General features: G+C 69.6%; 38 protein-coding genes and 1 tRNA gene. 36 read left to right on the plus strand and 3 right to left on the minus strand.

Annotated elements, in window-relative coordinates:
- Positions 1–3: 3 nt before the first annotated feature.
- The 10 genes from EDF38_RS06365 (at position 4) to EDF38_RS06410 (ending at position 5,777) form a co-directional block, all read left to right on the plus strand.
- Positions 4–76 (plus strand) — tRNA-Asn (locus EDF38_RS06365).
- A 466-nt stretch (positions 77–542) separates the two neighbouring features.
- A complete protein-coding gene (locus tag EDF38_RS06370) occupies positions 543–749 on the plus strand; it encodes a helix-turn-helix transcriptional regulator (protein WP_158613322.1) in 207 nt (68 codons plus the stop codon).
- Positions 750–811: 62 nt separating this feature from the next.
- A complete protein-coding gene (locus tag EDF38_RS06375) occupies positions 812–1,261 on the plus strand; it encodes a hypothetical protein (protein WP_123354479.1) in 450 nt (149 codons plus the stop codon).
- On the plus strand, positions 1,258–1,554 hold the full coding sequence (locus EDF38_RS06380; RefSeq protein ID WP_123354480.1) for a hypothetical protein: 297 nt from the start codon (positions 1,258–1,260) through the stop codon (positions 1,552–1,554). Before EDF38_RS06375 ends, EDF38_RS06380 begins: the two co-directional genes overlap by 4 nt.
- Positions 1,551–2,099 (plus strand): hypothetical protein, encoded by a 549-nt coding sequence (locus EDF38_RS06385; RefSeq protein WP_123354481.1) that lies wholly within the window; start codon positions 1,551–1,553, stop codon positions 2,097–2,099. Before EDF38_RS06380 ends, EDF38_RS06385 begins: the two co-directional genes overlap by 4 nt.
- Entirely contained in the window at positions 2,096–2,410 is a 315-nt protein-coding gene (locus EDF38_RS06390; RefSeq protein WP_123354482.1) for a hypothetical protein, read from the plus strand. Before EDF38_RS06385 ends, EDF38_RS06390 begins: the two co-directional genes overlap by 4 nt.
- Positions 2,407–3,510, plus strand: coding sequence for a YqaJ viral recombinase family protein (locus EDF38_RS06395; RefSeq protein ID WP_123354483.1), 1,104 nt, complete (start codon positions 2,407–2,409; stop codon positions 3,508–3,510). Before EDF38_RS06390 ends, EDF38_RS06395 begins: the two co-directional genes overlap by 4 nt.
- Positions 3,507–4,460, plus strand: a complete 954-nt coding sequence (gene bet / locus EDF38_RS06400) for a phage recombination protein Bet (protein WP_123354484.1) — start codon at positions 3,507–3,509, stop codon at positions 4,458–4,460. The genes EDF38_RS06395 and bet overlap by 4 nt, the downstream gene beginning before the upstream one ends.
- Before the next feature lie 120 nt (positions 4,461–4,580).
- Positions 4,581–5,093 carry a hypothetical protein gene (locus EDF38_RS06405; RefSeq protein WP_123354485.1) on the plus strand — a complete coding sequence of 171 codons (513 nt, stop codon included), beginning with the start codon at positions 4,581–4,583 and terminating at the stop codon, positions 5,091–5,093.
- A 9-nt stretch (positions 5,094–5,102) separates the two neighbouring features.
- A complete protein-coding gene (locus tag EDF38_RS06410; RefSeq protein ID WP_123354486.1) occupies positions 5,103–5,777 on the plus strand; it encodes a molecular chaperone DnaJ in 675 nt (224 codons plus the stop codon).
- A gap of 5 nt (positions 5,778–5,782) precedes the next feature.
- Here EDF38_RS06410 and EDF38_RS15860 read toward each other — a convergent pair whose 3' ends face one another.
- Positions 5,783–5,947, minus strand: coding sequence for a hypothetical protein (locus EDF38_RS15860; protein ID WP_158613323.1), 165 nt, complete (start codon positions 5,945–5,947; stop codon positions 5,783–5,785).
- Positions 5,948–5,994: 47 nt separating this feature from the next.
- Between EDF38_RS15860 and EDF38_RS06415 the strand changes: the two genes are divergently transcribed.
- Both EDF38_RS06415 and EDF38_RS06420 read left to right on the plus strand, forming a co-directional pair.
- Positions 5,995–6,429, plus strand: a complete 435-nt coding sequence (locus EDF38_RS06415; RefSeq protein WP_123354487.1) for a hypothetical protein — start codon at positions 5,995–5,997, stop codon at positions 6,427–6,429.
- Entirely contained in the window at positions 6,422–7,798 is a 1,377-nt protein-coding gene (locus tag EDF38_RS06420) for a ParB/RepB/Spo0J family partition protein (protein WP_123354488.1), read from the plus strand. The genes EDF38_RS06415 and EDF38_RS06420 overlap by 8 nt, the downstream gene beginning before the upstream one ends.
- 5 nt (positions 7,799–7,803) lie before the next feature.
- On the opposite strand, the gene EDF38_RS06425 is transcribed toward EDF38_RS06420, so the two are convergent.
- Entirely contained in the window at positions 7,804–8,001 is a 198-nt protein-coding gene (locus EDF38_RS06425; protein ID WP_123354489.1) for a hypothetical protein, read from the minus strand.
- 361 nt (positions 8,002–8,362) lie between these two features.
- Here EDF38_RS06425 and EDF38_RS06430 point away from each other — a divergent pair, with 361 nt between their 5' ends.
- The 10 genes from EDF38_RS06430 (at position 8,363) to EDF38_RS06475 (ending at position 13,991) form a co-directional block, all read left to right on the plus strand.
- The gene (locus EDF38_RS06430) at positions 8,363–9,205 is read left to right on the plus strand and encodes a helix-turn-helix domain-containing protein (RefSeq protein WP_123354490.1); all 843 of its coding nucleotides are present in this window, start codon (positions 8,363–8,365) and stop codon (positions 9,203–9,205) included.
- Entirely contained in the window at positions 9,156–9,506 is a 351-nt protein-coding gene (locus tag EDF38_RS06435) for a hypothetical protein (protein WP_148061454.1), read from the plus strand. The genes EDF38_RS06430 and EDF38_RS06435 overlap by 50 nt, the downstream gene beginning before the upstream one ends.
- The gene (locus tag EDF38_RS06440; RefSeq protein ID WP_123354492.1) at positions 9,499–10,809 is read left to right on the plus strand and encodes a replicative DNA helicase; all 1,311 of its coding nucleotides are present in this window, start codon (positions 9,499–9,501) and stop codon (positions 10,807–10,809) included. The genes EDF38_RS06435 and EDF38_RS06440 overlap by 8 nt, the downstream gene beginning before the upstream one ends.
- Positions 10,810–10,819: 10 nt before the next feature.
- Positions 10,820–11,032, plus strand: a complete 213-nt coding sequence (locus EDF38_RS06445) for a hypothetical protein (RefSeq protein ID WP_123354493.1) — start codon at positions 10,820–10,822, stop codon at positions 11,030–11,032.
- 18 nt (positions 11,033–11,050) lie between these two features.
- Positions 11,051–11,521: a single-stranded DNA-binding protein gene (locus EDF38_RS06450; protein WP_123354494.1), complete on the plus strand. Its 471-nt coding sequence runs from the start codon at positions 11,051–11,053 to the stop codon at positions 11,519–11,521.
- Positions 11,521–11,742, plus strand: coding sequence for a hypothetical protein (locus EDF38_RS06455; RefSeq protein ID WP_123354495.1), 222 nt, complete (start codon positions 11,521–11,523; stop codon positions 11,740–11,742). The genes EDF38_RS06450 and EDF38_RS06455 overlap by 1 nt, the downstream gene beginning before the upstream one ends.
- On the plus strand, positions 11,739–12,638 hold the full coding sequence (locus tag EDF38_RS06460; RefSeq protein WP_123354496.1) for a helix-turn-helix domain-containing protein: 900 nt from the start codon (positions 11,739–11,741) through the stop codon (positions 12,636–12,638). The genes EDF38_RS06455 and EDF38_RS06460 overlap by 4 nt, the downstream gene beginning before the upstream one ends.
- 378 nt (positions 12,639–13,016) lie before the next feature.
- A complete protein-coding gene (locus tag EDF38_RS06465; protein ID WP_123354497.1) occupies positions 13,017–13,418 on the plus strand; it encodes a hypothetical protein in 402 nt (133 codons plus the stop codon).
- A gap of 17 nt (positions 13,419–13,435) precedes the next feature.
- Positions 13,436–13,684 carry a hypothetical protein gene (locus EDF38_RS06470; RefSeq protein WP_123354498.1) on the plus strand — a complete coding sequence of 83 codons (249 nt, stop codon included), beginning with the start codon at positions 13,436–13,438 and terminating at the stop codon, positions 13,682–13,684.
- A gap of 13 nt (positions 13,685–13,697) precedes the next feature.
- Entirely contained in the window at positions 13,698–13,991 is a 294-nt protein-coding gene (locus EDF38_RS06475) for a hypothetical protein (RefSeq protein ID WP_123354499.1), read from the plus strand.
- Between the two features lie 544 nt (positions 13,992–14,535).
- On the opposite strand, the gene EDF38_RS15715 is transcribed toward EDF38_RS06475, so the two are convergent.
- A complete protein-coding gene (locus EDF38_RS15715) occupies positions 14,536–14,889 on the minus strand; it encodes a hypothetical protein (protein WP_148061455.1) in 354 nt (117 codons plus the stop codon).
- Between the two features lie 130 nt (positions 14,890–15,019).
- Between EDF38_RS15715 and EDF38_RS16295 the strand changes: the two genes are divergently transcribed.
- From EDF38_RS16295 to EDF38_RS06555, 14 genes are all read left to right on the plus strand, one after another.
- Positions 15,020–15,538 (plus strand): DUF4145 domain-containing protein, encoded by a 519-nt coding sequence (locus EDF38_RS16295; RefSeq protein ID WP_255409853.1) that lies wholly within the window; start codon positions 15,020–15,022, stop codon positions 15,536–15,538.
- 117 nt (positions 15,539–15,655) lie between these two features.
- Complete coding sequence (locus EDF38_RS06495; RefSeq protein ID WP_148061456.1) at positions 15,656–16,117, plus strand: hypothetical protein; 462 nt, start codon at positions 15,656–15,658, stop codon at positions 16,115–16,117.
- Positions 16,041–17,708 carry a terminase gene (locus tag EDF38_RS06500; RefSeq protein ID WP_148061457.1) on the plus strand — a complete coding sequence of 556 codons (1,668 nt, stop codon included), beginning with the start codon at positions 16,041–16,043 and terminating at the stop codon, positions 17,706–17,708. Before EDF38_RS06495 ends, EDF38_RS06500 begins: the two co-directional genes overlap by 77 nt.
- 16 nt (positions 17,709–17,724) lie before the next feature.
- Complete coding sequence (locus EDF38_RS16045; protein WP_199734597.1) at positions 17,725–19,677, plus strand: phage portal protein; 1,953 nt, start codon at positions 17,725–17,727, stop codon at positions 19,675–19,677.
- A 9-nt stretch (positions 19,678–19,686) separates the two neighbouring features.
- The gene (locus EDF38_RS06510; protein ID WP_123354505.1) at positions 19,687–20,433 is read left to right on the plus strand and encodes an HK97 family phage prohead protease; all 747 of its coding nucleotides are present in this window, start codon (positions 19,687–19,689) and stop codon (positions 20,431–20,433) included.
- A 12-nt stretch (positions 20,434–20,445) separates the two neighbouring features.
- Complete coding sequence (locus EDF38_RS06515; protein ID WP_123354506.1) at positions 20,446–21,654, plus strand: phage major capsid protein; 1,209 nt, start codon at positions 20,446–20,448, stop codon at positions 21,652–21,654.
- 62 nt (positions 21,655–21,716) lie between these two features.
- Positions 21,717–21,905, plus strand: coding sequence for a hypothetical protein (locus EDF38_RS06520; RefSeq protein WP_123354507.1), 189 nt, complete (start codon positions 21,717–21,719; stop codon positions 21,903–21,905).
- Between the two features lie 9 nt (positions 21,906–21,914).
- On the plus strand, positions 21,915–22,469 hold the full coding sequence (locus EDF38_RS06525; RefSeq protein WP_123354508.1) for a hypothetical protein: 555 nt from the start codon (positions 21,915–21,917) through the stop codon (positions 22,467–22,469).
- 32 nt (positions 22,470–22,501) lie between these two features.
- Positions 22,502–22,804 carry a hypothetical protein gene (locus EDF38_RS06530; RefSeq protein ID WP_148061458.1) on the plus strand — a complete coding sequence of 101 codons (303 nt, stop codon included), beginning with the start codon at positions 22,502–22,504 and terminating at the stop codon, positions 22,802–22,804.
- A complete protein-coding gene (locus EDF38_RS06535) occupies positions 22,804–23,058 on the plus strand; it encodes a hypothetical protein (protein ID WP_123354510.1) in 255 nt (84 codons plus the stop codon). The genes EDF38_RS06530 and EDF38_RS06535 overlap by 1 nt, the downstream gene beginning before the upstream one ends.
- Entirely contained in the window at positions 23,055–23,471 is a 417-nt protein-coding gene (locus EDF38_RS06540) for a hypothetical protein (protein ID WP_123354511.1), read from the plus strand. Before EDF38_RS06535 ends, EDF38_RS06540 begins: the two co-directional genes overlap by 4 nt.
- A 62-nt stretch (positions 23,472–23,533) precedes the next feature.
- Positions 23,534–24,145: a hypothetical protein gene (locus EDF38_RS06545; RefSeq protein WP_123354512.1), complete on the plus strand. Its 612-nt coding sequence runs from the start codon at positions 23,534–23,536 to the stop codon at positions 24,143–24,145.
- 89 nt (positions 24,146–24,234) lie between these two features.
- Positions 24,235–24,534, plus strand: a complete 300-nt coding sequence (locus tag EDF38_RS06550) for a hypothetical protein (protein WP_123354513.1) — start codon at positions 24,235–24,237, stop codon at positions 24,532–24,534.
- 35 nt (positions 24,535–24,569) lie between these two features.
- Complete coding sequence (locus tag EDF38_RS06555) at positions 24,570–24,896, plus strand: hypothetical protein (protein ID WP_123354514.1); 327 nt, start codon at positions 24,570–24,572, stop codon at positions 24,894–24,896.
- Positions 24,897–24,911 lie beyond the last annotated feature (15 nt).

A 24,911-nucleotide genomic window follows, 5' to 3' on the forward strand; every position in this document is an offset into this window, starting at 1 on the left:
CATTCCTCGATAGCTCAATTGGCAGAGCAGCCGGCTGTTAACCGGCAGGTTGTTGGTTCGAGTCCAACTCGGGGAGCGAAGGCCCAGCGGCTCCACCCGCTGGGCCTTTTTGCGTCTCCGGGTCGAAGGGCGCGATGACCGACGGGATGAAGTGCGACATGGGGACGCGCAGCAGGTAGGAGAGCACGGCGAGGTCGTCGGTGCTGAACGCCAGGCGCGCGTTGAGGCGCTCGTACCAGTAGCGCTGCGAGCGGCCGACTCGCTGGGGGAGTGAGTTGCTCGTCAGGCCCTGACGGGCGAGCTCGGCTCGGACCTCAGCGGCAATCATCTCGCGGCCGCTCTCTGCGCGGACCGGCATGGGGATCACGTTCATGCGCTGACCGTATCACCTATGCCGAATGAAATGCCCGCTCATCCGCATAGATTCACGCGTTTGGGGGGTAAATCATCCGACAAGCGGATGATCCATGCTTGCAGTTATCCGCTGAGCGTCTAACACTGTCCCCATGACGGATAACGCAGCACGGCGAGTAGGCCGAAACGTGAAGGCAGAGCTCGCCCGCAACGGGCTGACCCAGGGGGAGCTGGCCGATCGCCTGCGTCTCACGCAGCCCGCGGTGTCGCGGCGTCTCAGCGGCGATGTGCCGTTCAACGTCAACGAGCTCGCGGTGGTTTCGCGAGTCGTCGGCGTCCCCCTCTCCCGGCTCGTCGCGGGGTCCGAGCGTCCGCTCGTCCCCGTCCCCGCCTAGCCACTTCGCACGCCTTCCGCGGATCCGACCCGCGGCCGGCCATCACTTCTAAGGGCATCCCCATGGCACGCATCAAGAGCACAACGCGCCCGAAAACTGGGCGTCTGCACCGGTTCGTCGAGCGCTTCATCATCGCTGACGGCCCCGACGACACCTCCTACCTGGACCGCGCCGACGGTCTTCAGGTGGGACCGCCGTACCCGCGCCGGGCGCTGTCGAAGCGCAGCGCCGAGCAGTGGGTCGACACCCACAACCCGTACATCGACGGGATCCTCGAGGCCGAGCTCTGGGAGCGCGCCTTCTGGTTCTCCCAGGAGGCGGCACGGGAGCGTCGCTCGTCGTCGTCGGCGCTGGTCGCCGTGTGGGTGGCTGCAGCCCTTATCGCGGGTATCGCTCGACTGTTCGTCGGGATCACGAGCGGGGACGGGCTGCTGATGCTCGTCTACCTGTTCGGCGGCCTCGCGGTCTGGCAGCTGTGGTGGGACTCGCTCGCCGATCGGCGCACGAAGTGAGCAGCGAAGCGCCCCTGGCCCCCTTCTCTGACGTGGACGCGTCGAGCCTCGAGCACCTCGAGTTCCGCCCGTCGTGCACGGCCAGCGTCGACAAGGTCGAGTGCGGCAAGGACGCGTCGTTCTCGATGCGGTGTCGTCACTGCGCCACGACAACGCTGCTCTGCGCGGAGCACGTCGCGGAGGTATACCGGCGGGCCCGGAACAGCCCCCGGGTCGGGTGCACGACCTGTCGGGTGTACGCCGCCGAGCTCCGTGACGTCGTCGACATCGTGCCGCTCGGGTTCCGACTGTGATCGTCGTCGGCATCGACCCGTCGCTCTCGTGCACGGGCATCGTCACCGCCGACGACTGGGGCGGCATCGTCACCGGGCGGGCTAAGACGCAGACCCCGCCGACACAGACACTCCGGGCCCGCCGGCGCCGGACCCGGACGGCCCTCGCGCGGATCCTCGACCAGCTCCCGCAGCGCGTCGACCTGTTCGTCGTCGAGGCTCCCTCGCCGCGATCGCAGTTCGGCAGCCACAACGACCGCGTCGGCCTCTACTGGCTGCTCGTCGACCAGCTTCTCGCCCGGGCCGACGTCGCCGAGGTCCTCCCGAAGACCCGCGCGAAGTACGCGACCGGCAACGGCAACGCCGACAAGGCAGCCGTGAAGACCGCGATGCGCGCCGCCTTCCCCCACGTGCCCGTCCCCGACGACAACGTCGCGGACGCCCTGGCCCTCGCCCTCATGGGCCTGCGCCACCTCGGCTCGCCGCTCGACGGCGAGCTCACGCCGAAGCACCTCGACGCCATGGACGCCCCGTCCTGGCCCACCCCTGAAGGAGCAACAGCATGACCGTCCAGATGAACAGCGGGAAGATCCCCGACACCGCGAACGGCCTCGTCGACCTCGAGCGCGAGCTGCTCGACTTCACCGACGCCGATCGGGTGACGGCGATCGTCACGATCAAGGTCACGAAGAAGACGCACGACATGGAGTCGGGCGAGGACTACCCGGTCGTGAAGATGACGCACATCGAGCCGATCCGGTCGCCGGACGCGCTGGCGCAGGTGCTCGAGCTGCAGCAGTCGGCGTACCAGGTGCGCACCGGCGAGACGGCTCTCGACCTCCCCACGGTCGATGACGACGAGGCGGCCGACGCGTGAACGACCTCATCGACGTCTACAACGACCTGATGGCCCGTGCCGGGGCCTCCGACAAGGACCGCGACCTGTGGCTCGCCGAGCGCCGCACCGGCCTGACCGCGACCGAGATCCGCGACCTCTACCTCCGCAAGACGACCGTGCAGCAGCTCGTCGACCTGAAGCTCGGCCGCCGCGTCGACTCGTTCGGCGGCAACCAGTACACGGCGTGGGGCAACACCCGCGAGCCCGTCCTCGCCGACGTCGTGCAGTCCATCTACCCGCTCGTGCAGCCCGAGTCGCGGGTCTTCCACGCGGCCGACGACTCGCGCCGCCTGGCGTCGCCCGACGGTGCCGGCATCGTCCGCGGTGAGCTCGTCGTCGTCGAGATCAAGACGGGGAAGGACGACATCCGTGTCGGCACCCCGGCGTACATCGCGAAGGGCTATGGCATCCAGCAGCAGTGGTCGATGCGCGTCACCGGCGCCCGCCGCTCGCTGTACGTGTCGGAGCAGCACGACAGCGACTGGCAGGACCGCGGCGGCGCCTACCCCGAGCCGACGCCCATGGGCCTCGTGCCCGTCATGGAGTGGGTCGAGTTCGACGAGGCCCTCGTGCGTGAGCTCGACGTCATCGCGACGGGCTTCCTCGTCGCGCTCGACGCGGCCGTGCACGGCGAGGGCGTGGCGTACGACGACGACCTCGACACGCTCGCGGTCAACCTCCTGCGGTTCCGCGAGGAGGAGGCGTCGGCGAAGAAGGCGAAGGAGTCGACGTGGAAGCAGCTGCAGACGTCACTCCGAGAGCAGCACGACGAGCTGTCGCAGGAGTCGCCGCTCGCACGGATCACGTGGCGTGCGGCCGGCACGGCTGACGTCGTCGGCGAGCCGATCGTGACGGTCGACGAGGCGTCGCTGCGAGCCGACCACCCTGACGTCGCTCGCGAGTTCGACGAGGCGAACGCTGCAGTCGAGGCCGCCCTGAACCGTGCGCACAGCGCCGAGGGGGCCTTCCGCGAGCTGGCAGAGAAGTACAGCACCACCACGCCGGGCGAGACGCACCAGGTGTCCACGAAGGAGTCGCTCACGGTCACGGCCGTGAAGCAGAAGGAGATGAAGGCATGACCGGCACCGTGGTGGCGCTCCCGGCGACGGGCGACAGCTCGCAGTGGACCGAGACGGAGAAGGCGCTCGTCGAGGCGGCCGGCCTCGTGTCCGGCCCGGCGAACAACAGGCAGCTGGCCCCGCGACCCGTCGTCGAGGCGTTCCTCCTCCACGCGCGCCGCACCGGGCTCGACCCGATCGCTCGGCAGATCTACTGCATCGAGCGGAAGGGGCGCTGGGGCACGCAGGTGTCGATCGACGGCGCCCGCCTCGTCGCGGAGCGCACGAAGGAGTACCGCGGGCAGACCCCGACGCAGTGGACGAACGACGGCGTGACGTGGGTCGACGTCTGGCTCGACTCGAAGCCGCCGAAGGCAGCCCGGGTCGGCGTCTACCGCGAGGGGTTCGTCGAGCCGCTGGTCGCCGTGGCGACGATGGACGCCTACAACGCGGGCGGCCCGATGTGGACGAAGATGCCGGCGCTCATGCTCGGCAAGTGCGCGGAGATGTTGGCGCTGCGGAAGGCGTTCCCGCAGGACCTCTCGGGCCTGTACTCGACCGAGGAGATGGACCAGGCGGGGCAGCCGAAGCAGGCCGCGCAGGTGCCCGCGCAGCCCCAGCTCGTCGAGGTGGAGCCGTCCGGTCGCGACTGGGTGGCGGAGGCGCGCACGAAGGCCACGACGGCCGAGATCAACGCCCTCTGGGGCGAGGTCCCCGGCCACGAGCGCTCGGCCGAGCTGCTCGCGTCGCTGCGTGCCGTTGGCATGGCGCTCGCGCAGCAGGCCGCGGCCGAGCCGCCGTCGCCCGAACCCGAGAAGCCGTGGGCCGCTCAGGGCGCGCCGGCGGGTGCGGAGTGGGTGGCCGCGACGATCCCGCAGGACGAGGAGGTGCGCCCGGGCGAGGAGGAGACTCCGCCGCTCGAGGGCATGGAGCCCGAGGCGCCGGTGACGGGTGGCGACGACCGTGGCTGAGTTCCGGTGCCGATACTGCGGCGTCAAGTTCGTCACCCGACGCGACCGCTGCGAACACATCGAGCTCTTCTGTGATGACGCACCAATCGAAGAGACCGCCTTCGGCGAGGACGACTTCTGATGGGCGTCGACGGGGCCACCGGCGAGGTCATCGAGGGAGGCGGCCTCGACCCCCGGGTCGCTGACGTGCTCCGCTCGGTCGGCATCCACCACCCCTCGAAAGACGACGTCCTGCACGTGGCCCTCGTCGACGCCGTCTGGCGGACCCTCGGCAGCTCGTACGGCGCGCAGCTCGTCGCGATGCGGTTCGAGGTCGCGCAGGCCCTCCGGCTCGCCGGTGAGGACTACGCGAGGGCGAAGCACCAGACCGAGCGGATCCTCGCTCGCGAGACGGTGCGGCTCGTCGGTGGCGACGCGAAGGTCAGCCGGGCCCTGGCTCAGCAGATGGCCGAGGCGTCCGACGAGTACGACACGGCCCGGCTCAACGAGCTGGTGCAGGAGAAGCGGGAGCAGTGGCTGCGGAAGCTGCTCGACACCTTCGCCGCGGCGATGGACAACCACCGCACGGACCGCGCGGACGACCGCGCGGCTTCCCGATTCGGAGCCTCGGGCCATGTGTCCGAGGAGAGGTAGGAGACGCTCATGGCCGAGTGGCCGAGCAACATGAAGACGGGCCCGATCCGGGAGTGGCCCGGGGCGCTGACCCCGTCGGCCGCACGCAAATTTGCCCCGTTCAAGACGAACGAGATCGACTCATACCGGCGCCGGTCGACGCCGCTGAGCTCGACTCTCGAGCTGCTCGACCGCGAGCTGCGGATGATCGACGGCCGCGATGTCGAGCTGCTCGTCGCGATCGCCCCCGAGCAGTTCCGGCTCGACGGGCAGCCGCGGGCGCAGGCGAAGGCCGAGCACCCCGGAGTGATCCTGTCGCTGCGGTCGCGGCACGGGCAGCTGTCGTACCCGTGCGACACGTTCACGACCTGGCAGGACAACCTGCGGGCGATCGCCCTCGCGCTCGAGGCGCTGCGGAAGGTCGACCGCTACGGCGTCACGTCCCACGGCGAGCAGTACCGCGGCTTCCTCGCGATAGAGAGCGCCCGGGAGGCCGGCCCCGCGATGTCGACGGCGGCGCAGGCTCAAGCATGGATTGAGGCGCTCGTCGCCCCGCACTCCGATGTCCCCATGGCCGAGCACACCCTCACCTGGACGGTCCGGCGCGCCAAGAGTCTGACGCACCCCGACCGGGGCGGCTCGGCGGCGGACTTCAACCTCGTCACGCGCGCCGAGCTGATCCTGCGCCAAGCAGGTGCCCTGTGAGCGTCTCAGTCCGAGGTGGCCTTCAAGGTGCCGTTCTCCTCGAGGTCTTTCAGAGCACCAGCCAGGTCCGCGATAGCTGCGGCGAGGTACTGGATGTCCTGGCTTCTGGAGACGTTGCGGGCGTTGCCGGCGTTGTTGATGGCGCTGTTCAGCTTGCTGCGTGCGGACATGGTGTTCCCCTTCGTGTCGAAGCGCTCAACGTACTGGGGGCGCCCGCGTGAGCGCCATTGACCGTCTCACCGATGACTTCCCCCACGGGACCCCGGACGGCTATGACCGCGGGTGCCGCGGCCGCATCTGCCCATCCACCCCGTCGTGTCTGGCAGCGCGCGTCCGCTTCCAGGGCGACTACGCCTACCGCCGCGAGGTGCTCGCAGCGCGTGCCGAGGCCGCGAAGCCGAAGCCGCGTCGGGGGATGCCTCCGCGCCGGATCTTCACCGCCGAGCACGTCGCGGCGCTACGGGACCTGAACGAGCAGGGGTGGTCCGACAACCGGATCGCGAAACACCTCGGCTTTAGCAACAGCAACGTGTCGCGACGTCGTGACGAGATGGGCCTGCCGGCGAACTTCACCGGCCGCCCGAGGAAGAACAGCCACACCCCTGACCGCGAAGGCCGCGAGCAGGCACACGAAGGAGAGAGTCATGTCTGAGTCCATCGAGCGAGTCGACCCGTCGACGCTCATCATCGCCGCGAACGTCCGCACCGAGACCAAGATCTCGAAGGAGTTCGTCGCGAGCATCAAGCAACACGGCGTGAAGGTACCGATCACCGTGCAGCGCATCGACGAGGGCCTGGCCGTCATCGACGGGCAGCGGCGCACCCTGGCAGCCGTCGACGCCGGCCTGGCCGACGTCCCCGTGTTCGTCGTCGAGCCGCTGTCGGACGAGAAGGACCGCATCGTCGACCAGCTGATCGTCAACGACCAGCGGGAGAGCCTCGGCGCTGTGGAGACGGCGGCCGCGGTGAAGCAGCTCGAGCTGTTCGGCATGACGGCCACGGCGATCGCCCGGAAGACCGGTTACAAGCGCGAGCACGTGAACACGGCGCTGGCAGTCGGGTCGAGCGAGGCCGCGTCGACGGCCTTGCGTGAGCACCAGGTGTCCTTCGATGACGCGGCGATCATCGCAGAGTTCGAGGGCGACGCGGAAGCGCAGAGCGAGCTCGTCCAGTACGCCGCGAGCGGGTACAACCTGCGGCACTCCGCGCAGCAGTGGCGCGACAAGCGGGCGCAGGAGGCGCTCGAGGCGACCATCGAGGCGATGGAGGGCGTCACCCTGATCGGGACGCCGTCGTACGACCAGGCCGACCCGAAATCCGTGCACAGCCTCTACCTCGACGAGGCCAGGCGCGACTCCCTCAACGAGGTCGAGCACGAGCGCCTCGTGGAGCTCGCCGGCGACGGGCTGTGCGCCTACGTCCAGTCGATGGGCTGGTCGTCGGAGGGGCAGAAGTTCGAGGTGCGCTACGCCATCAAGGGCTGGAAGGAGCGCGGGCTGTTCGGCTACGAGTACGGCTCGACGAAGCCGACCACCCCGGAGGAGGTCGAGGCCTTGAAGCAGCAGCGGCGCCTCGACCGCCAGACGACGAAGGACTGGGCGTCGGCCACGACCGTCCGCATCGCCTGGCTGGCGGAGCTCGCGCAGCGCAAGACCATGCCGAAGGGCTGGGAGCTCGAGGTCGCACGTCACGTCGTCAGCACGGCCTCGACGAACTTTTCTCCGAATCAGTGGGCCGCGGTCGCCGCGATCCTGCAGGTCCCCGAGGGCACGAGCGCCTACTCGCGACGGGATGACGTGTCGGCCTGGCTCGAGCAGCACCCGGCACGGGCACCGCACGCCGCCGTAGCGATCGCCTTCGGCGCCATCGAGGGCCGCCAGGACTTCGACCGCAAGGGCTGGCAGGCGCACGACGCTGCCGACCGCATCCGCCGCTACCTGCTGACGCTGCACGGCTGGGGTTACCTGCTCAGCGAGGTCGAGGCGCGCGTTGCCGGCGCCGAGCATGCCGCGGCCGCGTGACAGCGTCAGCGAATGGCGACGCCCTTCTCAGAGGGAACATCCTCGTCGTGCACCAGGGCATCAACAACGTTCGCCAACGACCCGACCAGCGCCGCGAGGGTAGCTATGTCGTCGGACGTGTACTTGTGGCCGGAATCGTTCAAGGTCCGAAGCGTGTCTTGAATACCGCTCATGGCCTCGGGCAAGTTCTTCGCTGCAGTCATGTCCGCACCTTACTGAGGCGTGCGGAGTGACCGCCATCCCGGCCGTAGTCATCGACGCGGTCAGGCGGAGATCGCACGGAACTTGCGAGGGCTGCGGCGTTCGTGAGGCCACAGAGATGCATCACCGCCAGTTCCGTAGCCGCGGGGGGCAGCACTCGGTGGCCAACCTGCTGCACCTCTGCGGGTGGGGCAACCACACCGGGTGTCACGGGATCGCCCACAGCCAGGCCGGTCACGACAAGGGGTGGTCGGTCCAGTCCTGGGCCGTACCCACTGCAATACCGATCCAGCACGCCGCGCACGGCCTCGTCCTCCTGGACGACGTCGGCCGGTGGGCACCAGCACAGAAGGAGGCAGGACCATGGGCGTTCGCAGAGTAGAGCTGCCGTTCGAGGGCCACTTCACCCAGATCCCGAACGCATGGCTAAGGGACCAGCGCCTCTCGCGCCGGGCCCGCGGACTTCTCGGCGAGATCATGACGCACCGCGTCGGATGGCACGTCACGATCAGCAGCCTGCAGAAGGCCGGCAACGAGGGGCGCGACGCGATCCGGACGGCGCTGCTTGAGCTGCGGGAGGCGGGCTACCTGAAGCTCGCGCAGACCCGCGGCGACGGCGGCCGGTTCAACGAGGTCGAGTACGAGCTCTGCGCTCCCGCCATCACCGCTGACGGATTTTCCGACACCGGTGGATTCACCGCTGTCGGCTCAGCCGACGTCGGTTCACCCGACGTCGGTGAATCCGACACTAAGAAGACCATCTACTCAGAAGACCATCTGAAAGAACACGACACCCCCCTACCCCCTGCGGGGGTGAGCCGGGGCGAGGTGGTCGTGAGCGGGGCTGGGTCGTTCGAGTCCTTCTACGAGGCGTACCCGCGGCACACGGGCCGGGCGGCGGCCGAGAGGGCGTTCGCGAAGGCGCTACGGGTCGCGCCGGCCGAGCGGATCGTCGCCGGTGCCCGCCGGTTCGCGGCCGACCCGAACCTGCCGCCCCGCGAGGAGGCGCGGTTCATTCCGCACCCGGCGACCTGGCTCAACGCAGGCCGGTGGGATGACGACGCGCTGCCGGCGCGCGGCGGGGGGCGTGGTCAGGAGAAGCAACAGCAGTCGATCGAGCTCGTCAGGAGCTACCAGCAGCGAGAGGAGCAGGAGCATGAAGAAGTCAGAGCTGGCGATCGTCCTCGCCTGGGTCTCGTCCGTTGACGGGCGACTCATCAACGAGATGACCGTCGAGGCGTGGCACGAGATCATCGGGAGCTACCCGGCGGCCGAGGTGCGGCAGGCGGTCGTGGACCACTACCGCGAGGTGTCGCGGAACGTGTTCCCGGCCGACGTCGTGAAGCGTCTGCAGGTCGACCCGGATCTGGGGCAGTTGCCGAACGCGACCGCCGAGCTGCTCGACGCGCAGAAGGCCGCCTGGTGCAGGGATCACGGCGTGACGGTGGCCGAGTTCGACGAACACCAGCACGACCTCGAATGGGTCACGGCGGTGTCTCGTGGCTGACGCCGTCCAGGAGCGGGGCCCGCAGCACGACGTCGGCGCCGAGCAGTACGTCGTCGGGTCGCTGATGCTGTCCCCGAAGGCGATCTGGGAGGTCCTCGACAGCCTCGTGCCGGCCGACTTCTACCTCCCGAAGCACGAGGTCATCGTGACCGCGGCCGCGCGCCTCGCGCACCAGAACCAGCCGATCGACGTCATCACCCTGATGGACGAGCTCGGCCGGGCTGGCGAGCTCGAGAAGGCGGGCGGCGCCGAGTACCTCCACGTGCTCCACAGCGCACCGAGCACCGCGGCGAACGTCGGCTACTACGTCGACATTGTGAAGGACCGGGCGCTCCGCCGCCGCCTGCAGGACGCCGGCATGCGCGTCGCGCAGATGGGGCAGTCCACCGAGGGAGACGCGTTCGAGCTCGCCGACATCGCCCGGGCCGAGATCGAGGGAGTCGCCGCCGGCGCCCGCGTCGACGTGCACGCCGTCGGGTCGACGATCGACGCGCTGATCGACCGACTCGATAAGAGCCCCGAGTACGTGCCGACGCCGTGGCCGTCGCTCGACAAGCTGATCGGCGGGCTCGCGGCCGGGAACCTCATCATCGTCGGCGCCCGCCCCGGTGAGGGGAAGACGATCGTCGGCTTGCAGTGCGCGACGCGCCTCGCTCACGAGGGCTTAGTCGCGTTCATCAGCCTCGAGATGGGCGAGGACGAGCTGCAGATCCGCCTCATCGCGCAGTACGGCGAGGTGCACATGAAGAGCCTGCGGAACCGGAACCTGAACAAGGAGCAGTGGGGCCGCGTCGCGGTCGCTCGGCAGCGGTTCCAGGAGGCGCCGATCTACATCGGCGACGACATCTCGACCCTGACGCAGATCCGGTCGTTCGTGCGATCGGTCGCGCGGAAGGGGAAGCTCGCGGGCGTCGTCATCGACTACCTGCAGCTCATCGAGGGCGGCGGCAAGGAGAACCGGCAGCAGGACGTCGCGGAGTTCAGCCGCGGCCTCAAGAAGATGGCGAAGCAGCTGCAGGTGCCCGTCATCGCCCTGTCGCAGCTCTCCCGGCCGCCGGCGCAGCGTGCGTCGCGGACGCCGCTGCTGACGGACCTGCGGGAGTCGGGCGCGATCGAGCAGGACGCCGATGTCGTGCTGCTTCTGTCGTACGACCGCGCGAAGAAGCCGGGCGACCTCGAGGTCGTCGTGGCGAAGAACCGGCACGGCGAGATGGGGACGGTCGTCCTCGACTGGCAGGGCCAGTTCGCACGGCTGCGAGACAAGAGCTGGGACCCGTTCGGGTCGACCCAGCTGGACATCTGAGGAGGACGAGATGGCGATCACCAGGACGCGCGAGGTCACCGTGGCCGACGCGTGGGCAGACGACGAGGACGGCGTGACGCTCGAGGCCGGCGACGGCCGGGCGACCCTCACGGTCGACGAGGCGCACGCCTTCGGGCAGCAGATCATCCAGGCCGCGTTCGAGGCGGCACAGACCATCCGGGAGCGCAACGCGCGCACCGGCGACGACACCACGGCTCTCTGAGCCAGGAAGCAGGACACCATGAGCAACCCGAACATCACCATCAATGGCCGGCTGTCGAAGGACCCCGAGGGTCGCACGGCGAACGGCAAGAGCGTGGCCGAGATCACGGTCCCGCAGCAGCGGTCCCGCAAGGTGGACGGCGGCGGGTACGAGAACGTGGGCGGCACGTCGTGGATCACGGCCACCTTCTGGGAAGGCGACGCGGACGCGGTCATGGCGTCGCTCGCGAAGGGCAGCGAGGTCATCGTGACCGGCCAGCTCGCGACGCAGGAGTACCGGACCCGGGAGGGAGAGCAGCGGACGAAGCTCGTGATCGAGTTCCCGAAGGTGGCCCTTGTGCTGAAGTCCGGGCAGGCGCCCTCGGGCGGCGGGCAGCGTCAAGGCGTGGCGGCGCCGCAGGAGCCTTGGGCGAGCGCACCGCCCGCCGCGGACGCGTGGGCGGCGCCGAGCACCGGCGGCGCGACCTACAACGACGAGACGCCGTTCTGATGGACGGCGACAAGGTGCAGGCCACCTACCACGACGGCACGTACGACCCGCTGCCGGGCTCGACCCCGGTGCCTGAGAAGACCCTCGACCGGGCGAAGCTGCTCGCCCACCTCGCCACGAAGGCAGGACACAAGAACCTGCTGATCCACTCCGTCGTCTCGGGCCTCATCACGGCCGTGAAGCGCGGCGATTTCGACACCACCGAGGAGGCCCGGCGATGACCGAGCTCGATACCATGACCACCCCCACCGACGAGGACCTGCTGCAGCTCGCCGCCGCCCGGGCCCGCCGGCGCCTGCTCGAGGCGCCCGCCCTCGTCGGCTACGTCCGCGCCCTCATGGTCCCCGGCCTCGGGGGCGCCCAGGACGGCATGCCCCGCGCTGCGTCGAAGACAGCACCGCTGCCCATGCGGGCCGACGCCGTCGACGACACCGACGACATCTTCGCCCGCCTCACGTACTGGGTGAACTACTGGTCGACGGCCTACAAGGTCGCCCCGCCGTCCGCGGTGCTCGTGCACTGGGCCCGCGACGGCGAGGCCGCCGGCTTCCGAGCCGAGACGACCCCGGCCGGCGCCCAGGCGCTCCTGACGCAGGTCACGACGTGGCTGCTCATCCGGCACGACCTCATCGCCCTGCACGCCGATGGCCCGGTGTTCTTCGACGACGTCAACGAGATGCTGCGCTCCCTGTGGGCGAAGTACCCGACCGCCCCGCGTGCCGCCCGCGGTGTCCTCGACCGTGCCTGCCCGGTCTGTGACAGGTTCGCCTTCGGCGCGCACTGGCCCGACGACGCCGACGTGGACGGGTTCGAGCTGTCGTGCTCGTTCTGCGGGCACAGCCAGCCCGCGGCCGACTTCATCCGCGCCGGCCGCGTCCGCGAGCTCATGCACGAGCTGCGCGAGGAGCACGCCGATCCGCGATCTGAGTGGTGGACCAAGCGGCAGGCGATGCTCGAGCTTGACCTGGGCAAGAGCACGCTGAACCGGTACATCGCCGACGGCGACCTGCAGACGTACACGGTGCAGGGCACGGTCTACGTCAACACCGAGGACCTGCTCACCCTGTGGCGCGCGAAGCGCACCTCGACGAAGGAAACCCGGGCGGTCGGGGCATGAACGGCCGCATCCTGCGGGGCGACGGCTGGGCACTCACGAGTCCAGAGGGCCCGCACGGGCGCGGGTGCGACGCCTTGCTGTCCCACGAGTTCGCGCCAATCTGCGACTGCGGGCTCGTCGAACTCGTCTGGACCGACACGCCGCCAGGCGCGTAGTTGCAGGCCTGGGCCGATCTGAGTTAGCCTGGCGCCAGCGAACCCGACCGCCCGAGCCCTTACCGGCCGGGCGGTTTGGCGTTAACGCAGCTCTCCCCGGGCCCCTCGGGTCGAGAGCCGGGTGCTGATCCTCCTGGGTGTCGGACCATCACGGATCATCTGCGCGGCCGGGCGCCCTTCGGGTGGACGCCCGGCCGCGTCACGTCACCTCGGGGGAGGACGCATGCGCCGCGAAATCGTCAGCACCGTGAGCACCGCCATGAAGGCCGCGGTCGCTCGCGCACAGTCCACGGCAGACAACGCCCGCCAGATGGTCCTGAACCGCGACAAGGTCCTCGCTGACCTCGACGCGGACACGGCGACCCTGGGCGACGCGATCGCCGCGGCGGGTACCGAGCACGCCTCGATGCGCGAGGAGTGGGAGACCGCCGACCAGGCCTTTACGGATCGCCTCGACGGCATCCAGCTCACGCCGGGGCCTCGGGGGAACGACGGCAGCCCGGGCCGCGACGGATCACCTGGCCGCGATGGTGCCGCAGGCAGGACGGTGTGCCGGGCAAGGATGGCGCGCCCGGGAAGGACGGCGCCCCTGGCGCGGCCGCCACCGCAGCGAGCGTCGGGATAAGCAGCGGCACCGCAGCGATGACCGGGACGCTCCTCGCCGGCGCCACCACCGACGTCATCGTGACCCTCAGCACACCGTTCGGGACGGCCGCGTACGCCGCGACCGCGACGATCATCGGCGGCACCGGCCTCCTCGGGAAGCTCGTCGTGCAGGGCATCGTCGGCCAGACCTCCACCACCGTCACCGTGCGGGTGCAGAACACGGGCCTCGCCGGCCTCGCCAGCACCGGCGCCACCATCTCCGTCGTCGCAGTCCGCCTCACCTGACAGGAGCAGCAGCATGGCCGACCACGTCCTCGCCGCACCCAACAAGGGCCTCTACGAGATCGACCTCCCCGCCGAAACGATCGTCACCGTCGAGGTCGAGCCCGCCGGCTCCGAACCCGTCACCGACGTCGAGGTCCTCGTGCACGACGCCGACACCCCGGTGTACGTCCGCAACGGCACCGCCGTCGACGTGCAGGACCCGCAGGCGTACCTCGTCCCACCCGGCACCTCAGCCGCGTACGTCCCCGCCACGACGATCGCGCTCATCTGCGCGTCGGACTCGCGGGTGTCACTGATCCGCCGCTGACCAGACTTCGGTGCGCACCACCCACACACACGCCCACCGGCGATGCGCTCCCGCTCCACCGTCTGACACCCGGTCCTGCGGACGCGCGCACCGCACACCCTGCCTGCCGGGGTGAGTGCGCACCGAATCCACTTCGAGCGGGACCGTCAACGGTCCTCGTGTGTATTCCGCCGAAGGACGCCCACGACGCCGAGTTCACCGGCCAGGCGCACCTGCGGTCCCGCTCGTCGCACCACCAGGGAGGCACGATGCCCCGTGTAGCCGGCCGCCGTCACCGCGAGATGCGAGACGAAGAGAAGGCCCGCTGGTCCCAGGAGAACCGCCCCTGCTGCATCTGCGGCATGGCGACCATCGACTGGGACGCTCCCGCTAACGAACCCGACGCGTTCGAGCTCGAGCACCCTCTGCCGGTGAAGACGCACCCGCACCTCGAGTTCGAGCCGTCGAACAGAAAGCCCTCTCACCACCGGTGCAACCGCGCCAAGGGGGCGGGGCCCAGCATGCCGACCATCGGGACCACGTCCGAGACGTGGTGACTAAAGAGCTAGATGCCGCTCGCGTCCACGGGAATGACAATGCGCTTCGTCAACACGAACGACAGCAGCACCTCGTCCCCGAAAGGCTGCAGCGAGTGCGAGACGATCTCGAACCCACTGTTCAAGACCAGGATCAAGTCCGGGTTGCTCGCATAGTTCACGTCTGCCACGTGGACTCCACCGAGCGTGTCGGGCATCACCGCCTCGGCAGGTATACGCCACGCGACAACTCGAACCTCAGCACCAATGTCAGTCATGAACTCAACGTAACCTTCACCACCGACAACCGCGCGACAACGACCGCGCTCTGACGACTTGACCCGGCAGAACGATACGGTCTCGCCTGGCATGATTCCTGACATGCCGACTCGCCTCTGCCCATACTGCAACGCCATTGCCGACCTAGCCCCCGGCTGGTCGACATCAGAGTTCGCTGGCTACGCCTCGGGTGGAGGCGGCAGGCGCTACCTCGTCCGCATGGCTTGCATATGCATGAACTGCCGCCATCTGAGCATTGCAGTGCTCGAGCACTCCAGCGTCGACGCCCCGGCGGGAACAGCAGCACACACCCTCCGTCGAATCCTGGAGCAAGAGCGGGTGACCAGCTGGACACCACTGGCCGCGTCAGCCCCAGACTTCGACAGAGTCCCCGAACACGTGGCACGCTGCGCTCAGCAGGCCCACGTGAGTCACCAAGTCGGTGCCGAAATCGCCAGCATCTTGATGACCCGCACCACCATCGAGGCCACAGCCAAGAGCAAGGGACTTACCAGCGGCAACTTGTACTCCAAGATCGAAGCTATGGCAGAGCAAGGCATCATCCGGCGCGACGCACTTAACGTCGCACACGCCATCCGGCACCTCGGCAACGACATGGCACACGGCGACGTAGAAGACCCACCCACACCCGAAGACGCCAGCGACGCCCTCAAGCTCATGGACCTCATCCTCAGCGAGGTCTACCAAGCCACCAGCCTCGCCGACGAGATCCTCAAACGCCGCAACGGGTAGGGGCGGTCACATCGCCAGCCACCACCACCCAGGACCATTCGCCGGGAGTGATCTTCCCCACCCACGGGTGCGCACACGCGAACGTCGTGTTCGCGTTCGCAGCACGAGGAGGTCGTGATGGCTCAGACGCCGGAACAGCGACGGGCCGCTGCGCGTGAGCGGATGCGGAAGAAGCGGGAGCAGGAGCGGGGGCAGCGTGCTGCTGCCACCCCAGCGCCCGCGAACGCGGCGAACGTGCCCGAGGCGCGTCCGATGCGCGAGGCCGTCGACAACGCGAACGCTGCCGCTCGGTGGCTGACGCTGTCGGACGAGGCGTCGAAGGAGCAGGCGCGGCAGCTCGCGGATGACGTGGACGCGTCGAACGCTGTCGGCGATCGGGCGGCTGCCCGTGCTGCGCACCGTGCCCTGTCGCGCGTGCTGAACGACCTCGGCGCGACACCTTCCGTGCGGCTGCAGCGCGAGCTGCGGTCCCGGCGACTGATCGAGGAGAAGGGCGGCGGCGATGACGGACACGCTGCGGCCACCGGCACGACAGGCGTCGTCACGCAGTTCGAGCGGCCAGCGCGCCGCGCGAGATAAGCGCTACGGGTCGGTCACGCCTCGGCTGTTCACGCCGCCGCTGCGGGAGCTGACGCCGGAGACGTCGCTGGGCTTCGAGGTGATCGAGTTCGCGGACTGGGCACGGAACCGGCTCGAGGAGCTGGACGCAACCCGCGCGGTCGGCGACGACATCGACTACTTGGGGATGATGCCGCGGCTGCTCGAGTGGCAGCGGTGGCTCCTGATCCACGCGCTCGAGCTGCTGCCGGGCGAGCAGTCGGTGCCGCGGTTCCGCACGGTGCTGCTGCTCGTGGCCCGGCAGAACGGCAAGAGCACGGTGCTGACGGTACTGATCCTGTGGCGCCTGTTCCAGGACCGGGCGCGCATGGTCCTCGAGACTCATGCCTCGCTCGAGCACGCGCGCATGGCGTGGCAGGAAGCCGTCGACATCGCGGAGGCGATCCCCGAGCTGGCCGACGAGATCGCGCAGAACCTCGCGGGCGGCAAGGGGTCGCAGCTGCTGAAGCTTGACGGCGGCGAGCAGTTCAAGATCGCGTCCGCGAACCGTCGCGGCGGCCGCGGGTTCCGCGGTGACCTCGTCATCTTCGACGAGCTCCGCGAGCACCAGGACACCCGAGCGTGGTCGGCGACGTCGAAGACGACTCTGGCCCGGCGCCGCGCGCAGGTCTGGGGCGTCTCGAACGCCGGCGACACGCTCTCGGTCGTGCTGCGCCACCTGCGGAAGGTGGCCCTCGCGGCCATCACGGGCGAGGCTGTCGAAGGCATCCCCGAGGGAGAGGTCGACTCGAGCGCTACCGGTCTGTTCGAGTGGTCGGCCGGCGAAGTCGACGGTGCCCCTCGTGGCATCTGGGACCGCGACGGCTGGGTCGAGGCGAACCCGTCCATGGGGCACACCGAGCTCGACGAGCGCGCGATCGCCGCAGCGGCTGCCGAGGACACAGAGCAGGACTTCCGCACCGAGGTGCTGTGCCAGTTCGTGACCAGTACCGCCACGGGCCCGTTCCCAACGGGCGGCTGGGAGGCCACCCGGGCGGAGCGCGTCGTGCGCGACACCGACCGGCTGGCAACGTACTGCGTCGACACGTCGTGGAACCGGCAGATGACGCACATCGCGCTGGCGTTCTACGACGTCGAGGGGCGTGCTCGCGTGGAGATCGCGGCGTCCCGCGCCGGCACCGAGTGGGTCATCCCGTGGCTGATGTCCCCGCAGCGCAAGATCGAGCCGGAGTTCGTGACACTGCAGGCGAAAGGCGCACCAGTCGGTTCGCTCGTGGCCGAGTTCGAGCGTGCCGGCATCGCGTTCACCGACTGGGGCGGCCCTGACCTCGGGCGCGCCTCCGGCGTGATGTTCGACATGATCCGCCAGGCCGTGGACCCGGAACTGCCCCAGGTGGTCTTCACACACGGCAACCAGCCAGTGCTGGACGTCGCTGCCACGTCGGCCGTCGTCAAGACGTTCGGCGACGGCTGGGGCATCGACCGGCAGAAGTCACCCGAGGACGCCGCACCGCTGGTCGCTGCGCTCGGTGCGCTGTGGCTGCTCAACACCAACCCGGAGCCACGCGGCTCCGCGTACGACGACGAGGACGCGAGCGTGCTCGTGTTCTAGAACGCTGGGAGGCGCCGTGGGACTGCTGGACTTCATCCGCGGCGTGAGCAACGAGATCCGCCCGAACGTGCCGGTCGAGTACATCAACCACCTGACGAGCTCGGTCCTGAACCGGACGCCGGAGGACATGTGGCGGACGCAGCCCGCGCTGCGGTCGGTCGTGTCCTTCCGGGCGCGGAACGTCGCGCAGCTCGGCCTGCACACGTTCCAGCGCGACGGTGAGAGCCGCGAGCGGGTCCGGGACAACCCGGTGGCGCAGCTGCTCCGCCGTCCGAACGCGCACCAGACGACATACGAACTCGTGTACGACCTCGTCGCGATGCTCGACCTCTACGACCGTGCGTACTGGGCGCTCGGCCCCGACGACGACGCGCCCTCGGGCTGGTCGATCCGCTCGGTGCCGGCACCGTGGGTGGTCGGCAAGGCGGGCGGGGACTTCTGGGGACCGGCCGAGTGGATCATCGCGCCCCCCGGCGAGGCTCAGTTCCGAGTCCCGGCGTCGGCGCTCATCTCGTTCATCGGCTGGTCGCCCCTCTCGAGCACCAAGGGCACCCCGCCGATTGACGCGCTGAAGCAGACGCTCGCCGAGCAGATCAGCGCGCAGGAGTTCCGGCTGCAGATGTGGAAGCGCGGCGGCCGCGTCGGCACGTACCTGACCCGCCCGGCTACGGCGCCGGCGTGGGACAAGACCGCTCGCGAGCGATTCCGTGACTCGTTCGCGCAGTACACGGCCAGCGGCGCCAAGGCCGGCGGGACGCCTCTACTCGAGGACGGCATCGAGATGAAGCGCGTGGGCTTCACGGCCCGCGAGGAGGAGTACATCGAGTCGGCGAAGCTCGCCATCTCGACGGTCGCTTCGGTCTACCACGTGAACCCGACCATGATCGGGCAGCTCGACAACGCCAACTTCGCGAACGTCCGCGAGTTCCGTCGCATGCTCTACACAGAGACGCTCGGCCCCCTCATCGCGCAGATCGAGGACCGGCTGAACGCGTTCTTGGTGCCGCAGCTGACGGACGACGATGGGGTCTACGTCGAGTTCAACATCGGCGAGAAGCTGCAGGGCTCGTTCGAGGAGCAGGCCGCGGTGCTGTCGACCTCGACGGGGTCCCCGTGGATGACGCGGAACGAGGCCCGGTCGCGGAACAACCTCCCGGCGATCGAGGGTGGCGACGAGCTCGTGACGCCTCTGAACGTCCTCATCGGCGGGCAGGCGTCGCCGCAGGATGGCGGCACACCGATCGGCACCCTCGCGGCCCTGGCCGAGCTGGTGCAGCGGCGCGCACCGCACACCGTGCGTGTGAATGCCGACGAGCAGCCCCCGGACGAGGACGACGTCGCCGACCTGGGCGAGACGTTCTCGGCGTTCTTCAAGCGGCAGCGACGGGTCGTCCTCTCGGCTCTCGGCGCTAAGGCCCCCGAGTGGTGGGACGAGGACCGATGGAACGAGGAGCTGGCCGACGACTTGCTCGGCAACTCCACGGCCCTCACCAGGACCGTGGGGCGGCGCACGCTGCGCAGCGCGGGGTTGGACCCCGACGCCTACGACACGGAGCGCACGCGCGCGTACCTCGCCGCAGTGGCGGCGTCGACGGCGCGCGGGGTGAACCGGGCGACGAAGGCGCAGCTCGACGCAGCACTCGACGCTGACGAACCGCAGGACGCCCTGCGGAACGTCTTCGACGTGTCGGAGGACGCGCGCTCGGCCGAGGCGGGCCAGACCCTGGCGACGGGGCTGGCCGCGTTCGCTGCGGTCGAGTCCGTGAAGCAGGTGGCGCCCGAGAAGGCGACGAAGACGTGGATCGTCACGTCGGCGGATCCGCGGGCGTCGCACGCGTCACTGAACGGCGAGACGGTCGGCATCGACGACACGTTCTCGAACGGGGCCAAGTGGCCGGGCGACGCGACGGCCCTCGACGTCGACGACATCGCGGGCTGCCAGTGCGCGGTCGAGATCAACCTGCCGTAGGAGGCGACCATGACCACGAAGATCAAGACGACCACGCCGGCCCTGCGCATGAAGGCAGGGCCGGAGGACGGGCTCGAGGAGGGCCAGTTCATGGTCTACCCCTCGACGTTCACCCGGACGCCGGACTCGTACGGCGACGTCGTCGCACCGGGCGCGTTCCTGCAGACCATCGAGGAGTGGAAGGCCTCGGGCCACACCCTGCCGGGACTCTTCGGGCACCGGCTCGACGACCCCGACTTCTACGTCGCGGGCGCGCTCGACATGGGTGAGGACGAGCACGGCTGGTGGGTGAAGGGCGAGTTCGACCTCGAGTCGCCGAAGGGCCCGCAGGTGTACCGCCTCGTGAAGGGCGGCCGGCTGAACCAGCTGTCCTTCGCGTTCGACGTCCTCGAGGAGGGCGTCGTCGACCTCGGTGACGGGGAGACGGCCAACGAGCTGCGCCGCCTGAAGGTCTACGAGTTCTCGTTCGTGCCGATCGGCGCGAACCAGGACACCAGCATCGTCGCGGTCAAGGCGGTCACCGACCAGCTGACCGCCGACGTGAAGGAAGGACGCGTGCTCGCGTCCAAGCACATCGACTCCCTGCGCGCCGCGCAGGAGGCAATCGGGGCCGTCATCACGGCGGCCCTCGGAACCGATGACGACAGCAAGGCCAGCGACGCCAAGGCCAAGGACGAGGAGCTCGCGAGAGCCAAGTCCGAGGAGCTGCAGCGCTCGACCGCGGAGCTGCGATCCATCGAACTGTCCCTCATCTAGGAAGGAGCCCACATGGGTCTCAAGGAACAGCTCGCCGCGGCCCGCAAGGACGCGAGCGAGTTCATCGCCCGGCTCAAGGCCGACGGCCACGAGGTCACCGACGCCGAGCTCGCCGAGGCGCGCACGAAGTCGGACCTCGTCAACGAGCTCGCCGCGAAGGTCGAGCGTCAGGACGCCCTGAAGGGCTTCAGCACCGTGACGGCCGTCGACGAGACGCCCGAGTCGAAGGCGCCCGCCCGCACCCTGGGCGAGCACTTCGCCAAGGCCGTCGGCGACACGCTCCGCGTCGCGCGCGGCCAGAAGGGCTTCTCGGTGTCCGCACCGGAGTTCAAGGCCGCCACCGACGCGCAGTCGATCCCCGCCGTCGTCGCCCCGGCGCTGACGACGATCGACACGAACATCGTCATCGGCACGCGCCGCCGCCTCACGGTCGCGGATCTCCTCGGCTCGGAGACGATCAGCGGCAACGCGCTGACGTACTTCGTCGAGGGTGCGCTCGAGGGCGACTTCGCCACGGTCGCCGAGCTCGGCAAGAAGCCGCAGTTGCACTTCGGTGACCCGACCCCCGTCACGGAGGCGCTCGCGAAGATCGCCGGGTTCCTCAAGGAGTCCGACGAGATCCTCGAGGACGTCCCGTGGCTCATCTCGGCCATCAACAACCGGCTGCTGTACCAGCTCGGCCTCGTCGAGGAGAACCAGCTCCTCTCGGGCACGGGCACGGGCGGCAACATCCGCGGCCTGCTCAACCGGTCGGGCGTGCAGGTCGTCGCCTCGGCGAACCGCACGGACAACGCGGACGCGCTGTTCCGGGCGATCACCGCGGTCGGCCTGAACGGCGGCATCGAGGCGGACGGCCTGGTCATCAACCCGGCCGACTACCAGACGCTCCGTCTGGCGAAGGACGCCAACAACCAGTACTACGGCGGCGGCTTCTTCGCCGGCGAGTACGGGCAGGGCGGCATCGTCCAGCAGCCGCCCGTCTGGGGCCTCCGCACTGTCGTGACCCCGGCGATCGCCGCCGGCACCGCGCTGGTCGGTGCCTACGGCCAGGCCGCGTCCGTCATCCGCAAGGGCGGCGTCCGCGTCGAGACGACCAACTCGGACGTCGACGACTTCGAGTACAACCGCGTGACGGTCCGTGCGGAGGAGCGCCTCGCTCTCGCCGTGCGCCGCCCCGCCGGCTTCGCGAAGGTCACGTTCTCGTCGGTCGCCCCGGCGTGATCCCCGGGCGGGGCTGGCCTTCGGGCTGGCCCCGCCTCCACCTCTGACCGAAGGGAGTCCTGATGGGGCTCAAGGAGTACCGCCACAACGGCGGCACGTACCAGTTCGACACCGACCAGGTGCCGAAGGGGGCCGTCCTCGTCGACGACGCTCTCGCCGCCGAACTCGCGCAGCTCGAGGCCGAGCACAACGCGCAGACGAAGCAGCAGCCGGCGCCGCGAAACAAGGCCCGCGCGGCCGACACGAAGTAGGAGGCCACCGTGGCAGAGCTCGACTCGTTCGCGAAGCCCGAGGACATGGAGGAACGCACCGAGGGGGCCATCCCCGCGACGCGCCCGTTCCTCGACACAGCTCTCGCCGCGGCCTCCCGCGCTATCCGCGACTACTGCGGCTGGCACATCGCCCCTGTCGCCGAGCAGGTGCAGTACGTCGGCGGACGCGACGCCGTGTTCCTCCCCACCCGGAGGATCGCGGCGCTCGTGTCCGTCGTCAACGACGGCACCACGCTCGACACGGGGGCGCTCGACTTCGACGAGGACACCGGTCAGGTGTTCGGCCACCGCTGGTCGACGCGACGCCGCGGCCTCGTCATCACCTATCGGCACGGCCTCGACGAGGTCCCGTCCTTCATCCAGGACCTGACTCTGCAGATCGCCGCCCGCGCCCTCGGGTCGCCGCTCGGCGTCATCCGCGAGCAGTCCCTCGCGTCGTCGATCACGTGGACGGCCACCGCGGCCGGCGTCGCAGGCGGCACTGTGCTGATGCAGCACGAGCAGGAAGCCCTCGCGGCGTACCGGGTCGGGTGGCACTTGTGAGGGCGTCCTTCGCCCGGCTCACCATCGTCCGGTTGCGCTACCCGAAGCGTGTCGACCGGGGGACCGAGGTCACCGACTACACCGCGGTGCCCGACGAGCTCGACATCAAGCGGTGCTGGTACGAACCGACGTCGTCCGTGGAGGACACGGACGCTCGCAGCGCGGTCCTCACGGGCTACACGGTTGACGCCCCGTCGGGCGCGGACATCGTCGCGTCGGATCACGTCCGCATCGCCGGTGTGGAGCACGAGGTCGACGGTCAGCCGCTCGACATCCCGTCCCCGACCGGCGTCCTCGACTCCGTCCGCCTGACGACCAAACGCTGGGAGGGCTGATGCCGAGCAAGGTCCGCATCGAGATCACCCCGGGCGCCATCCAGGAGATCCTGAAGTCGGCCGAGGTGCAGGCTGACCTCCGGGACCGTGCTGAGCGCATCGCGTCCGCGGCAGGCAGCAGCGAGGACTACGAGGTCGACACCCGCGTCGGTCGCACTCGCGCCCGAGCATCCGTCCGCACAGCCTCGTTCGAGGCCATGCGCGACGAGGCTGAGAACCGCACGCTGACCCGAGCGCTGGATGCCGGCCGGTGAGCGCGGAGCTGATCCTCGCCCCCGACCCAGTAGAGGTCGTCGTGGCCGAACTGGCCCGCGTGCTGCCGACCGTCGACGGCTACACCAAGGCAGTAGCAGGTGGCTACGTTCCCTCACCCCGGCCCGCGCTATTCGTGCGCGTGCGCTCGGTGGGCGGCGCGCAGGACGACGTCGCCCACCTGACGCCCACTGTCACCGTCGAGGCGTACGCGTCGAGCGACGGTGCCGCCGCCAGGCTCGGGTGGGTCTGCCACGCGATCATGCTCGCCGCGGGCCGCAACCTCAGCGTGGGCGGCCACCCCTGCAGCAGCGTCGGAGTCTTCTCCCTGCCGCAGGACCTCCCTGATCCGACAACGGACCAGTCACGATCCACCGCGACGTACGCGGTGTCGCTCCGCGGCGTCGTCGCGTAGCACCCACCACACCCATGGCCGCCCCGGGCGGTCTTCCTGCTGCCCGGAAAGGGGCTCACACCATGGTCAACAACGCCTCACGCGTCATCAACGGCAAGCCGGTCGCGGCCGGCGGAGTCGCCGTCGGCCCCCTCGGCACGCCGCTGCCCGAGACCGCCATCGCCGTCCTCGACGAGGCGCTCATCCGCGCCGGCTACATCAGCGAGGGCGGCGTCACGAAGTCCGAGTCCCGCGACGTCAACGAGCTGAAGGACTGGGGCGGCATCACCGTCAAGAAGTCGACCACCGGCTTCGCGGTGACCCTCGCCTTCCAGTTCCTCGAGTACCTCAACCCCGTCGGCGCCCGCGCCGTCTACGGCGACAGCGCGGTCACGGTCACCGCCGCCACCGCCGAGCACGGCGAGCAGATGAAGGTCGCCGTCTCCGGGCAGGAGGCACCGCACCTGTCCTGGTGCTTCGACATGGCCGACGGCGACGCGCACCTCAAGGTCAACGTCCCCGACGGGCAGATCACGGAGACGGGCGACACCCCGTACTCGAACAGCGACGGGGCCGTGCGCGACGTCACCCTCTCCGCCTACCCGGACGAGTTCGGGGTGCTCATTTACGAGCTCACCGACGACGGCCGCAAGACCCCCGTCGTCACCACGGCGGACATCACGCCCGGCGCGTAGCCGGACCAGATCAGTGGGCCGGGAAGACGGGACTCCTCCCGGCCCACTGTCACCCCCACCGGAGTCCCGACACCAGAAGGAGTCCCACCATGGTCTACGAAGTCCCCGCGTCGAAGGCGTCGGTCGATCAGAACGTGTTCACGTTCAAGATCCCCGGCGACCGCCGCACCCACAAGGTCCCCAAGCTGCGGTTCATCAAGCCCTCGCTGATGCGAGAGATGGACGCGCAGGCCAACCGCATCGACCGCGTCTACGCCCTCCTCGAGCACTACGTGCCCGGCGTCGTCGACAAGTTCGAGTCCCTCGACCAGCTCGAGGCCCTGTACGAGAACTGGGCCAAGGAGTCGGGCGTCAGCGTGGGGGAATCCTCGGCCTCCTCCGAGTCCTAGACGCTCACGAGGAGGCCATCCGCTACGACCTCTTCTTGGCCGGGCGATCCCTCGACGATCTGGGATCGCCCGGGTTCTCGTGGCTCGACCTCCGGGCACTGCTCGTCTGGGCTCCCGCGAGCTCCGCCTACGCCCGATCCAACCTCGGCGCCGAGATCGCCTCCTGGGCCGACGTGCAGACGCATCTCCTCGCGTCCGTCGTCGACCTGCTCGCTGGCGCCAATTGGCAGCGCGCGGGCAAGAAGGGCGGCTCGAAGCCCAAGCCGTTGAAGCGCCCGGGCGGCGAGGTCAAGGTCGGCGGCGGCACCGTGATGGAGCTCGACGAGCTCGACAAGTTCCTGGGGTGGTCGCCCCGTCGATGAGGAAGGCGGTGGCGC

Origin of the sequence: Frigoribacterium sp. PhB160, assembly GCF_003751785.1 — a bacterium.
Taxonomy (GTDB): Bacteria; Actinomycetota; Actinomycetes; order Actinomycetales; family Microbacteriaceae; genus Frigoribacterium.